The sequence below is a fragment of the Aquimarina acroporae genome (assembly GCF_023195925.1).
GTDB classification, from domain to species: domain Bacteria; phylum Bacteroidota; class Bacteroidia; order Flavobacteriales; family Flavobacteriaceae; genus Aquimarina; species Aquimarina acroporae.
Window position 1 is genome coordinate 126,137 of the sequence record NZ_JALPRE010000011.1, and the last position, 13,160, is coordinate 139,296.

The 13,160-nt window shown below is 34.0% G+C and carries 11 protein-coding genes; 4 read left to right on the forward strand and 7 right to left on the reverse strand.

Features of this window, described 5'->3' with window-relative positions:
• Positions 1 to 10: 10 nt before the first annotated feature.
• Genes M0D21_RS16320 through hemB form a run of 4 tightly spaced genes read right to left on the reverse strand, consistent with a single transcriptional unit; the run spans position 11 to position 2,324 of the window.
• Complete coding sequence (locus tag M0D21_RS16320) at positions 11 to 526, reverse strand: DinB family protein (protein WP_248331484.1); 516 nt, start codon at positions 524 to 526, stop codon at positions 11 to 13.
• Between the two features lie 5 nt (positions 527 to 531).
• Positions 532 to 924 (reverse strand): c-type cytochrome, encoded by a 393-nt coding sequence (locus M0D21_RS16325; protein WP_248331486.1) that lies wholly within the window; start codon positions 922 to 924, stop codon positions 532 to 534.
• Between the two features lie 14 nt (positions 925 to 938).
• On the reverse strand, positions 939 to 1,325 hold the full coding sequence (locus M0D21_RS16330; RefSeq protein ID WP_248331488.1) for a tellurite resistance TerB family protein: 387 nt from the start codon (positions 1,323 to 1,325) through the stop codon (positions 939 to 941).
• Between the two features lie 24 nt (positions 1,326 to 1,349).
• Positions 1,350 to 2,324, reverse strand: a complete 975-nt coding sequence (gene hemB / locus M0D21_RS16335) for a porphobilinogen synthase (protein ID WP_248331490.1) — start codon at positions 2,322 to 2,324, stop codon at positions 1,350 to 1,352.
• A 222-nt stretch (positions 2,325 to 2,546) separates the two neighbouring features.
• On the opposite strand from hemB, the gene M0D21_RS16340 reads away from it, so the two are divergent.
• The 3 genes from M0D21_RS16340 (at position 2,547) to M0D21_RS16350 (ending at position 7,820) form a co-directional block, all read left to right on the forward strand.
• Entirely contained in the window at positions 2,547 to 3,428 is an 882-nt protein-coding gene (locus M0D21_RS16340) for an ABC transporter ATP-binding protein (RefSeq protein ID WP_248331493.1), read from the forward strand.
• On the forward strand, positions 3,425 to 7,024 hold the full coding sequence (locus M0D21_RS16345; protein ID WP_248331495.1) for an ABC transporter permease/M1 family aminopeptidase: 3,600 nt from the start codon (positions 3,425 to 3,427) through the stop codon (positions 7,022 to 7,024). The genes M0D21_RS16340 and M0D21_RS16345 overlap by 4 nt, the downstream gene beginning before the upstream one ends.
• Before the next feature lie 139 nt (positions 7,025 to 7,163).
• Complete coding sequence (locus tag M0D21_RS16350) at positions 7,164 to 7,820, forward strand: DUF6090 family protein (RefSeq protein WP_248331497.1); 657 nt, start codon at positions 7,164 to 7,166, stop codon at positions 7,818 to 7,820.
• 25 nt (positions 7,821 to 7,845) lie between these two features.
• Here M0D21_RS16350 and M0D21_RS16355 read toward each other — a convergent pair whose 3' ends face one another.
• Positions 7,846 to 8,130, reverse strand: coding sequence for a hypothetical protein (locus tag M0D21_RS16355; protein WP_248331499.1), 285 nt, complete (start codon positions 8,128 to 8,130; stop codon positions 7,846 to 7,848).
• Between the two features lie 333 nt (positions 8,131 to 8,463).
• On the opposite strand from M0D21_RS16355, the gene M0D21_RS16360 reads away from it, so the two are divergent.
• Positions 8,464 to 9,972, forward strand: coding sequence for a carboxypeptidase-like regulatory domain-containing protein (locus M0D21_RS16360; RefSeq protein WP_248331501.1), 1,509 nt, complete (start codon positions 8,464 to 8,466; stop codon positions 9,970 to 9,972).
• 73 nt (positions 9,973 to 10,045) lie between these two features.
• Here the strand turns inward: M0D21_RS16360 and M0D21_RS16365 are convergent, their stop codons facing one another.
• Together M0D21_RS16365 and M0D21_RS16370 are read right to left on the reverse strand one after the other, a co-directional pair.
• Positions 10,046 to 10,714 carry an ABC transporter ATP-binding protein gene (locus tag M0D21_RS16365; RefSeq protein ID WP_248331503.1) on the reverse strand — a complete coding sequence of 223 codons (669 nt, stop codon included), beginning with the start codon at positions 10,712 to 10,714 and terminating at the stop codon, positions 10,046 to 10,048.
• 23 nt (positions 10,715 to 10,737) lie between these two features.
• On the reverse strand, positions 10,738 to 13,152 hold the full coding sequence (locus M0D21_RS16370; protein ID WP_248331505.1) for an ABC transporter permease: 2,415 nt from the start codon (positions 13,150 to 13,152) through the stop codon (positions 10,738 to 10,740).
• Positions 13,153 to 13,160 lie beyond the last annotated feature (8 nt).

Consider the following 13,160-nt stretch of genomic DNA (forward strand, 5'->3'; position numbering starts at 1 on the left):
CAACAAAAGATTACCAGCCTACATATCGAGGAGGTTCTATCTGGTTTAAATTAAGATATACTATTATTTGACCTCGATGATGAGTAACGTGATCTTGTAATAAATTTAGGATTTGAAGCTTAGATTTTTTACCCGCAAAAAAATCGACTTCAGTTTTAAAATCATCGGCATTGGTTGCCTTAACTTTACTGGTTACAAACTCAAAAGCTTCCCCTAGAACCTCAATAGTTTTGGCTTTGGTATCGGGAATATTCTCTTGTAATGATTCTCTATTGAATTTCTCATCAGAAAAATAAGTGGTTGCTAACCAAAGCATATTGCCCCGAATATGCAATAATTGATTTTTAAAATCCATCTCTCTTTCTGTTGGTTTAAACGAGAATTTCTCCTCGGGCATCTTCTCCGCGATTTGTAAAAGGTAATCTTTGGAGTTTTGCCACTTTTCGAGAAAAGCATCTTTAGGAGTAAATTGTTGTGCCATTACCGTACTTGAAATCAAAAATATTATACTTAAAATCTTTTTCATCACGCTTATTTACTATTACCAGCTTCTTTCATATATGCCTCTATGGCTTTAAGCTCATCATGAGAAAAAGTTTTTAGAATCGCAAAATTGGTCTTCATAACGGTATAGGTTTCGGGATCTACAATAGGTTCTGCTTCTTGTTTTAGAAAAGCTACTACATCGGCATTTTGTTCATTATATACCTTCATAATCTCCTGTATACCTGGACCAATTGATTTTTTATCTATTTTATGGCAGGTATAGCATTTTCCTTTGCCATTAAAAATACGTTTCCCGATATCGTATGGTTTCTCTGCAACGGTTTTTTTACCAATTACAATTTCTTCTTTTTCTTTTTTCTCAGATTGACAACTGGCAAATAATGCTACAGCAATCAATAACAGGGCAATTTTTTGCATAGTATATATGTGAATTAGCTATATTTTTCTTTTATAGTTTCTATGTCTTTGATGAAACGGGCTAAGAGGTCTTTGGAGAAATTACGAATCACTTTTTCTTCATCTTTAGTCATTCCTTGGCTTGCTTCTGCAATTCGAGTAAGCGCATAAATCATAAAATCATATTCTTCATCTGGACCATTATCTGAAAATACTTCGATTACTTTCTTATACAGGGTTTCAATATCATTTTGTTGATCTGTTTCATAATCGAAAGACCATTTGATATCTTTTCCTTTTGGGTGACCTCGTAATATTTCTTCCAGAGTTTCTACTTCCTCTTTTTGAATAACTCCATCGCTCATTGCAATGACATACAACAACTCCCCGAAAGTTTGATATAATCGATCTCTGCTTACCATGATATATGAATTTTAGTTGATGATCTACCCCAAAAGTTTCACCACATCTTTGGCAAAATAACTGGCTATAATATGAGCCCCTGCTCTTTTAAAAGCCATAATTTGTTCGAGCATAACGGCATCGTGGTCTAACCAACCTTTTTCTGCCGCAGCTTTTAGCATCGCATACTCACCACTTACCTGATATACTGCTACAGGTACATCTACCGCATCGCGAACATCCCGAACCAAATCGAGATATGCTAATCCTGGTTTTACCATAACGATATCTGCACCTTCTTCTATATCGATAAGCGTTTCCTTAATGGCTTCATCTCGATTGGCAAAATCCATTTGATAGGTTTTTTTATCTCCAAAACCGGGTGCAGAATCTAGCGCATCGCGAAACGGGCCATAAAATGCTGAAGCATATTTGGCACTGTAACTCATAATTCCAGTATTTTTGAAGTTTTCGGCTTCTAACAGCTCTCTAATCGACAAAATACGTCCATCCATCATATCACTAGGTGCTACAAAATCGGCTCCGGCCTGTGCATGTGATAACGACATTTTTGCTAGCACCTCACATGTTTTGTCATTTACAATATATCCATCTTCTACAATTCCATCGTGTCCATATGAAGAATAAGGATCCAAAGCTATGTCTGTCATGACCAACATATCAGGAGCAGCATCTTTGACTGTTTTAATAGCTCTTTGCATTAAACCCTCAGGATTTAACGCTTCGGTGCCTTTATTATCTTTCAAATTATCGGGTACTTTTACAAATAACAATACCGATTTTAATCCCATAGCCCATAAATCCTTAACTTCTTGAGTTAATAAGTCTAGACTATATCTATAATACTTGGGCATAGAAGGAATTTCTTCTTTAATCCCTTTCCCCTCCACTACAAAAAGAGGTACCAAAAAATCATGTGGGGTAATTGTATTTTCTCTTACCAAGGAACGAATTGCATCATTTGTTCTTAGTCTTCTGTTTCTGCGAAGTTGTTGCATTCTGTACTCTAAAATTTGATGGATGTAAAGATACTCATATATCTGTTATCCCTGTAAATTTTAATATATGATTAAACATTCAAGTTCTTTTAAAACATGTGTTTTATGAAATTGATGACGCAAAGTAGTACTCTTGTTTCCTATTTTAACATCTAAGCTGTAACAAAAACAAAAAAAAGCATACTAATTCACAAAGTGTCGAAATACAAAAAACTACTGCACATGCTCAACATAAAAAATCTGAATAAGACGTATCCTAACGGAACGCAAGCTTTAAATGATGTACATCTGAATTTGGAAAAAGGAATGTTTGGTTTGTTAGGACCAAATGGTGCTGGAAAATCTACATTAATGAGAACGATTGCTACACTACAACTTGCCGATTCTGGTAGTATTGAGTTTGATGGTATCGACGTTTTTAAAAACCCTGAAGAGCTTCGTAAAGTATTAGGATACCTCCCGCAAGATTTTGGTGTTTACCCTAAAGTTTCTGCCGAAATGATGTTGGATCATATCGCAAAAGTAAAAGGGATTACGAATAGTAAAGAACGAAAGAGTTATGTAGCTGACCTTTTAAATAAGGTAAATTTATATAAGTTTAGAAGTCGTAACCTGGGAGATTTTTCGGGGGGTATGAGACAACGGTTCGGAATAGCACAAGCCCTTCTGGGAAATCCAAAACTTATTATTGTAGATGAACCCACGGCTGGTTTAGATCCATTAGAACGTAATCGCTTTCATAATTTACTGAGTGAACTTGGTGAAAACGCAGTGGTGATTCTAAGTACTCATATCGTTGATGATGTAACCAATCTTTGCCAAAATATGGCCGTGTTTAATGAAGGTAAGATTCTTGAACAAGGAAACCCACAAGAATTATCGAGCAGACTTGATGGCAAAGTATTTAGAAAACATATTGACAAATCTGAATTAGAAGCTATAGAAAATGAATTCACGGTATTGTCTAACTATCTAAGAGGTGGTCAATTCTATGTGAATATCTACAGCGAAACCAATCCTGGTGATGGTTTTGAAGTTATACCTAACGATCTGGAAGATTTCTATTTCTATTGTATCAATAAAAAAGAGGAGGTTACGGTATGAAAGAGATTTTCCTTTTCGAATTACGATATCGTTTAAATAGACCTGCTACATGGATTTATATGGCACTGGGTATTGCCATTGCTATTTTATTCTCTGTGTTTCAAAGATCTTCTACGGCTGAGTTTGTGAATAGCCCAAATAGTATAACTGGGGTTTTAGGAACGATCTCAATCATTTCTATCTTCTTTTATGCAGCTATTATGGGAGTACCTATTTTTAGAGATAAAGATCATAAAACTGCGCAAACTTATTTTACATTTCCTATACCTCAAAAATCGTATGTTCTAGGGCGATTTTTAGGTAGTTTTACTATAGTTACCTTTTTAAATATTTGTATTGTTCTAGGAACACTTATCGGTTTTGGTATTGGAGATTTTCTAGATCGACCAGATTATGGAGAATTCGACTCCTTTAATTTCTCTTCCTATTTTCTGCCTTTTCTGTTTCTATTGCAGGTTAATGCACTTTTAATAGGTGCTCTATTTTTCTGCTTGATGGCATTTTTCAAGAAAATGCCTATTATATATCTGGGAGGTATTTGTTTATTTCTCCTCAATTCTCTTTCTCAAAATTTATTGGGAGATATCGATAATCAATGGTTGAGTGTATATTTAGATCCTTTCGGAAACCAGGCTTTTGATTATGTAAAAAAATATTGGTCTATCAATGAGCTTAATGTTAATCAGCTTCCAATACACGGCAAATTTCTTTTAAATAGATTGCTTTGGTTAGGTGTTGGTTTAATACTGTTTTTCATTACTCTATTTAGATTTGATTATAAAAGATTTTTGGTCGACGGAAAAAAAGAGAAAAAAACAGATAATGCAGAGTATGCACCTTCTATGATCTCACAGGTAACGCAATTGTTTACCAAAAAAACAGAACGCCAAAACCTTTGGTCATTAAGTAAAATTGAATTTTTATCAATACTTAAAGATCCTGTTTTTCTAATTTTATTAATCATAGGAATTGCTATATCTGTATTTGTAGTATTTCTAGCTAATGAAACTTATGGAACACCTAATCTACCGTTAACTAGATTTGTAATAGTATTTATTTCTGGAGGTATTTCTTTGTTATCGATAATAATTTTGGTTATCTACTCAGGAGAAGCAGTACACCGTACCAGAAAAAACAAAACTTTTGTTTTTTATGATGCTTTACCGATAAGTGACTCAAGCCTTTATTTTTCAAAGATTATCTCCTTAATAGGTATAGCAATCATTTTGGCTTTTGCCAATGTACTCGTAGGTATTATTTTTCAGACCTTGAATGGCTATTTTGTCTACGAATTAGATTTATCATTAATCTATAACTACGGATTGATTTTTCCTGGCTTTATAACCACTGTGTTATTAGCTTTCTTTATTCATGTAATGGTGAACAATAAGTTTCTTGGTCATTTTTTGGTAATTCTGTTATATGTGGGATTACCTATATTGGTGGCATTTGCCTTTAAGAGTACAGACCCAATGATTACTTATGGTGCTACTACTCCATTTTTTATTAGTGATTTAAACGGCTTTGGGCACTACCTTACAGGGATGACATGGCTTAACCTGTATTGGGTTTTATTTACAGTGGTATTGATGGTTATTGGAAAAGTATTCTGGACTCGTGGATTTTTCTCTTCTGCCAAAGAACGTTTGTCGTTGGCCAAACAACGATTCACAGCTAAAACTATAATAGCATTGATCACCACAATATTTGCTTTTGTCTCAGTTGGTGGATACAGTTATTACAATTTAAGGGTATTAAACTCTATTACAAACACCAATACCTCTGAGAAAATCGATGCTGACGCCGAAAAGAAATACGCAAAATATATAAACACCCCTCACCCACAGGTTACCGATTTAAAAGCATATATAGATGTATTCCCAAACAAAAGAGATGTACATGCCAAAGGGGAATTCAAAATCACCAACAACAATAGAAAAGCGATAGACACTTTATTACTAGAGGTGCAATATCCCAATGAACATACCAATTTGCAAAAAGTGATCTATAATGGTACAGAATTAACTCCTGCAGTTTCAGACTCTGTATATAGAATGTATTTTTACAAATTACCCAAGGCAATGCAACCTGGTGAAAATGCAAAACTTACTATTGAAGTAACTGCAGAAACCAAAGGTTTTTCTAATGGGCTAGAAACACAGGTGTTGTATAATGGATCTTTTTTTGACCAATCTATTTTTCCGAGATTTTATTACGAACAAAGTATTATTGATAATGGAGTACGTAAAAAATATGGCTTAGAAAAATTAGATTATTTATATCCTCCAAGAACAGATTCTACTGCGATTGGCAAAAATCTATTTAATGAAGACTCTAATTACATTAATTTTGAAGCTGTAGTAAGTACCACAAAAGATCAGAAAGCTCTAGCTCCTGGTAAACTGGTAAAACAGTGGGAAGAAAATGACAGAGCGTACTATCATTTTAAATTAGAGTCCCAAACTATACTGTTTTTTAATATAGTATCTTCAAGATATGACGTTAAAAAATCGAGTTGGACAGCACCTAGCGGAAAAAAGGTGGATATCGAAATATATCATTCTCCAAAACATAAACGTAATCTTGAGCATTTTATCAATGGTGCCAAAGTTGCCTTAGATTATTGCTCTAAGAATTTTTATGAATACCCAAACTCAGTACTGCGTATTGTAGAATTTCCTGCGCACTCTAATTTTGCCCAATCTTTTGTAACTACTATACCTTACTCTGAAGATTTTGGATATGTAGCAGACTTTGATAAGGCCGAAGATTTTAATTACGCGTTTAGGGTAACAGCTCATGAAGTAGCTCATCAATGGTGGGCACATATAGTAACTCCAAGTAAAACTACGGGTGCCAATATTATTTCTGAAACTCTGGCAGAATACTCATCTTTGATGACCATGAAACATGAGTATGGCGAAAATGGAATTAAAAACTTCCTAAAATATTCCTTAGATAATTACCTAAGAAGTAGAGCTTTTAGTTTTAAACCAGAACGTACACTATTAAATGTTGAATTTGGTCCCCATATTTGGTATGAAAAAGGGTCTATGGTAATGTATGAGCTTCAGGATATTATTGGTGAAGAAAAAATAAATACAGCCCTTAGAAACTTCTTGAACACCTATAAAAACTATGAGAGCGGAGTATACCCTACTTCAGAAAATTTATATGAAGCTATTCGTGAGGTTGCTCCAGATTCTTTAAAATATGCAGTAGACGATGGATTTAAGGAAATCGTACTATATGAAAACCGTGTTTCTAGTGCTAAAACTAAAAAATTGGGTAATGGAAAATATGAAACGACCTTTACCGTTGATTCTAAAAAAACCTACTATGATGATCAAGGTAAAGAAAAACGTGTAGATGATAAGACCAATTATATTGAAATAGGAGTTTTTGGTGAAGATATTGTTGATGACCAGGAGGTACCTCTTAAAAATCCGTACTATCTCAAAAGAAAATGGTTATCATCTGGAGAAAATACCTTTACAGTTATTACTGATAAAAAACCTGTAAAAGTAGGAATTGACCCTTATAACAAACTAATAGACCGAAATTCTGGTGACAATTTAAAAACTGTTGCCGAGTAATCGCAATATATTATAAGGGACTATAAAATCACGATCAAATAAGCGCTGTTTTGATCGTGATTTTTTTATTCTACCCCTTCTCATACCTCCTGAAAATAAATTAATTAGTACCTTATACCAGCTATTCACACGTCTAGATATGAAAAAAATTAATTGGAGATATGCCCTGGGGGAAACGCTCATTGTAATTATTGGTATTACCATTGCATTTAGTTTAAACAAATGTTCAGAAAGTCAAAAAGATCAAAAACGAAGATCAGCCTATCTTCAGAATTTAAAAAATGACATTCAAACCGACCAAAAAACGCTAAACGACAATCTAGAAACCCTAACAGAATTTCAGAACAATGCACGTGAGATTACACAGCATTTAAATACAGTTTCTGAAAAAAAGATGAGTGTTATTAGTAAAATTTTTAAAATCTCTTCTTTGGTAGAATTCGTTCCCCAAGATGTAACCTATACCACACTTATTAATTCTGGAGACCTCACTCTTTTTGAAGATTTATCGGTAAAATCTGCCATACAAAAGTATTATTCGGCAGACCTGCACACGATACTAAAAGCCTACGAACGTCAGGAAATAATTCATAAAGAATATCTGGGAAGTTATTATATATATCATGCAGATTTCGACAAAATGAGAACCAATGAGTTCCCTTTTGAGAATGAAAAATTATTAAAAAGAATTGTTCAGAGTTTAGATGGGAGTTATCAAATACAAATTCAAGCCACAAAAAAAGGTATTCAACAGTGCGATAGTATTATGGCTATTCTAGGCAAACAAGCAAAATGACTTGTCTATTTCTAACCAAATACGTTTAATCAAATAGTATTGGTGAAGTAGTATATGGTATAAAATCAACAATCTCCCCATCGAATTCGCACCATTTACATTGAGAGACAACCTTACCGAAGGTACTTTTTAAATCATATAAAGTAGAGGGTTTTACTTCTCCGTTTACTACATAAACTCCGTAGCACAAAAAGAAAACATTATCTTGAAGGTCTTTTACAATTAAAGAATTGGTTCCTTCATAACTCTTTTCTACCATTTTACAGATGCTCAATGCTTCGTCTACAGTATAATTACCTTTGCTTTTCATCACACTTATTTTGGGGCGGTAAATGTACCGTATTTATTGAGGTCATTACTTTACCAAAATGTTATCTATACATCAATATAACATTGACTAACAACACAGTAGAAACTCATCAGAATGAGAATAGGTTAATATTCATCATATTTTAGATATTTTGGAACATTGAATGTGATTTCACAACTATCTTTAGTTCAAAACCTGATAAGCATAAGGTTTTATTCGGTTATTAATCAAATCTTTGTAACAAATTCTTTTAAAAAAAGTCTTCTTTTTATGATGGTCAAGGCAACCTTAGGAATAAATTTTGCGTCTTAAAGAATAAGTAAATAATACATCATGACAAACATCAAAGTAGTAACATCTATATTCTTATTTTTTAGTGCTATATCACTTACCACAGCACAAACCATAACATCAAAAGTGATAGATCAAAAAACAAATGAACCTATACCTTATGCAACTATTCAAATTGGCGAAAATCAAGGGATCATTACCAACGAAGAAGGCCGTTTTAGCCTAAATATTGATCAAAATCTGGCCGATATTGATTCTATTTATATTTCTTCTATGGGATATGAAAAAGTAGGAGTAGCGATAAATCAAGCTACAGATAGTATTATCTATATTGCTCCTAAAGCTATTGAGTTAAAAAGTGTGTTTGTTTCGAATAAACATCTCACCATAGATGAAATCATGGAGAATGTTAAAGATCAACTTTCTGAAAATTACAATTTCGAACTGTCAAAAAGGCGATTGTTTTTTAGAGAGTCTGAATTTAATAGCCTAAAGAAATTAGACATTGATTTCAAAAAATCAACTATAAAAGAATTAAACAAAAAATTAATAGATAGCGTGGTTTCTATTATCCCTCGAAAATCTTCTTACTATACCGAAATTTTATGTGATTTATACGGAGACTTCGACAAAAGAAAACTACATATCACCAAAGCTGCAGAATTATACGACAAGAGTAAAACTGTATCTCTAGAAGCGATGTCTAAACGCATGGAAACCATTTTTAAAGAAAACGTGAAGCGAGATTCATATCTTAAAATTAAATCTGGGTTATTTGGCACCAAAGTACAGGTAGATTCAATTTTGGAACAAACCGAAGATTCTGAAGCTGTAAAAGACGAACTAGACAAACAGAATAAAGAAGACAAAAGTAAGTTCTTGAAATATAGAAAAAGTGGGTTAGAAAGTCTATTCTCAAGCTTGTTCTTCAATAAAGATGTAATGTCTAATTTTTTGAACAAATCGGGCAGGTATAACTTTGAACTTGTAGACTACACTTATCTAGATGACCAAAGTGTATACATCATCAATTTTGAACCCAAAAGGAATGAAGATTTTAAAGGGACTTTATACATAAATACCGAGGACTTTGCAATTGTAAGAGCCGATTATGAAAACGTTAGGAATTTTAGAAATTTTAAACTCTTAGGGATTCACTATCAAGATAACTTATATCGTGCAAAAATGGGATTTACCAAAGGTGCTAATCAAAAATATGACCTTAAGTTCATGGAAATGTACCGTGGTGGATTCTTTGGTTTTGATCGCCCATTGAAGGTAATCGAAAAGAACAAGCACGTAAAAGGCAGACGCAAACAAAATGAATTGTCATTAGACATTAATGCAGTGAACACCTATCAACGTAAATATGAAATTGTAGTTTTCGATTCTGAGCAACTCTCTGAAGCCGATTATAAAAACAGTAAAGAAAATTCTGGAATAAAACCTGAATACCTCTCTAAATACGATCCTGAATTCTGGAAAGGCTACAATATCATAGAACCTAATACAGCAATACGACAATTTACTGCAACGCCAGATAGTGAGTAGAATTATCTAAGGAAACATAGAAGACTTTAAAAGTTCCTTCCTTTATTGCCTGGGAAGGAACTTTATTAATTTTCTACCCTGTAACTATACTTCCGTCTAGCAAATTAATCACTCTTGAACCATATTTCATATTCTTTTCAGAATGAGTAACCTGAATAATGGTGACTCCTTCCTTATTCAGTTGGGTAAAAATATCCATAATTTCCTCCCCTTGTTTTGAATTTAGATTACCGGTAGGTTCGTCGGCCAATATTAATTTAGGATTCGCGATTAAAGCACGTGCTATACCTACCAATTGTTGTTGCCCACCACTAAGTTGAGCAGGGAAAAGATCTTTTTTACCAACAATATTAAAACGGTCTAACATATCGGCAACCAATGCTTTTCGTTCTGCACCCCCATGTTTTTTGTATAACAAGGGCATTTCGAGGTTCTCTTTAACCGTAAGTTCGTCTATGAGATGGTACGATTGAAAAACAAATCCTATATATTGTTTATAAAGATTAGAGCGGTGCTTTTCTTTTAAGTTATGTACCGCTTCGTCCATAAACGTATATTCCCCTTCATTAAAATCGTCTAACATCCCAATAATATTAAGCAAGGTAGATTTTCCTGAACCAGAAGGTCCCATTACCGAAATAAAATCTCCTTCATTTACCCAAAAACTAACGTCTTTAAGAAGGTGTATTTTCTGTCCTCCAGACTGCACCCATTTTGATAGATTATTTAATTTTAAAAGCATAATAATTTACTATTTTATCATATTTATTCTGTTCGTAAACTCTTTACTGGGTTAGACAAAGCGGCTTTTACTACATGAAAACCAACGGTAGAGATCGCAATAACAACTGCCAATACGGTTGCTACCACAAAATGCACCCAGCTTATTTCAATTTTATACGCAAAATTTTCTAACCATCTGTTTCCTGCATAGTATGCCAGCGGACTGGCAACCAACATGGCCGTAAATACCAATTTTAAGAAGTCTTTGAGATGTAGGGTGGTGATTCCTAAAACCGAAGCACCCAATACTCTTCGTATTCCTACTTCTTTCTTGCGTTGCTCTGTGCTAAAAGAAGCTAGTCCGAACAATCCTATACAAGCAATAAAAATGGCAATAAGCATAAACCAAAAAACGACCTTCGAAGTACGTTGCTCTGCAGCGTAATTACCATAAAAATTCTCGTCTAAGAATGAATATTCAAAAGGAATATTTGGGTTTAATCTTTCCCAAAGTGATTGAATTTCTTTTATAGTTGTGGCAAAGTTATTGTGACTTAAGGTAGCTACAAAATAATTAGGATTTGCTTGCCCCAAACTGAGCAAAGCATATGGAGCAATAGGTTCATGAAGACTTTTGAAATTAAAATCTTCAATAACCCCGATAATCTCAAGATAGTTTTTCTCTTCTGCATTTCCGTAAAACACTTTTCTCCCTACTGCGGTTTCTGGGTTATATCCAATTTGCTCTACTGCCGTCTTATTAAGTATTATTGAAAGTGAATCACTTGCCCTGTTTTTTGAGAACGTTCTACCATGTAATAATGTGTATCCCAAAGTCTCAATATAATCATCTGCTACTTGACCATACCTGGTGTATACATTGTCATGAATGGTTTTGTCTTCTGCATAAAAGCCATTGTCACTGATCACATGCAAACCGGGGTAGGAATCTCCCACACTTGCTGAAACCACATTAGGATTTTTTAAGAGCTCAGTCTTAAAAGTTGCATAATTTTCTGCAACCTCAACACTACGTAGAGGTATGAGTAACTGTTGTTCTTTTTTGAATCCAAGGTCTTTATTTTTCAAAAAATTCATTTGTTGCCAAATGACCCCAGAAACTAAGATCAATACTGCCGATACAGCAAACTGAAACACAACAAGCCCTTTTCGTATAGACTTGGCCGAAATTGAATTCACCAAAGCTCCCTTAAGCACTGTAATTGGCGTAAAAGAAGACAAGTACAACGCAGGATATAAACCTGATAACAAGCTGGTAAGTATCGTCAACCCAAAAATGATAATCAAAATACTTGGGTGCGCAAAAAGGTCTAATTGTTTTTGAATAAGGGTGTTAAAAACGGGCAAAAGTGTCCAAACCAATAGCAATGCTATAGATAGTGCCAATAAACATAGTAGTAAAGACTCTCCAAAAAACTGAAAAACCAGTGCATTTTTCTTGGCACCAAGCACTTTTCGCATTCCAACTTCTCTAGCCCTCTTTTCTGATCTTGCGGTAGACAAATTCATAAAATTCACACATGCGATCAATAGTAAAAATGCTGCTATTGCACTAAAAATATAGATATAGGTCATACTTCCATTTGGAGCTAGTTCCCATTGCATATTCGAATTGAGATAAATATCCTCCAGCGGTTGTGTAAAGTAGTTTCTTTCAAAATTACTTTCTGCTAGTTGAGCGCCTAGATGTCGTTGTGTAAAATCTGGTAGTTTCCGCTCAAAATTAGCTACAGAACTTCCTTCTTTGAATTTAAGATAAGTGTAAAACAGATTGTTACCCAGTAATCCTTCTTGACTATCGACCCATGTACCCACATCATTATTTTTCATCGATAGTAATAGGTTGGCATTAATATGAGATTTGTAAGAGTCATTTCGAAATACTCCTCCTACAGTATATTGCGTTACTCCATAAGGAATTTCAATATCGATAACCTCATTCACCGGATTTTTCTCTCCAAATAATTTAAACGCTACATCTTCAGAAAGCACGACCATATTAGGTCTATTTAGGGCAGTACTCCCAACACCATACTTAAAATCATAGGTTAGCACCTTAAAAAAAGTAGAATCTACATAGTACCCATTGGTTTCGTAAAGCTTGATATCTTCCTTTTTGTTTTTTAATAGAAACTTATCGACATTAGGGAATTTGAGTACCCTTGTGGCCATTTCAATCTCTGGGAATTCATCTTGTAAAGTTTGTGCCATAGGGGCCGCTGTGGTAGCCAATTCTGTTCCTGCAGATTTCATAAAAATACGATGTACACGATCTGCATTTTTATGGTGCTTATCATAACTCACCTCATCCATAATATACAAGGTTAATAATAGACAGGTTGCGAGTCCGACTGCCAGACCAAAGATATTGATGAACGAAAACAACTTATGTTTCAATAAGTTTCTCCATGCTATTTTGAAATAATTCTTAATCATAATCTTCC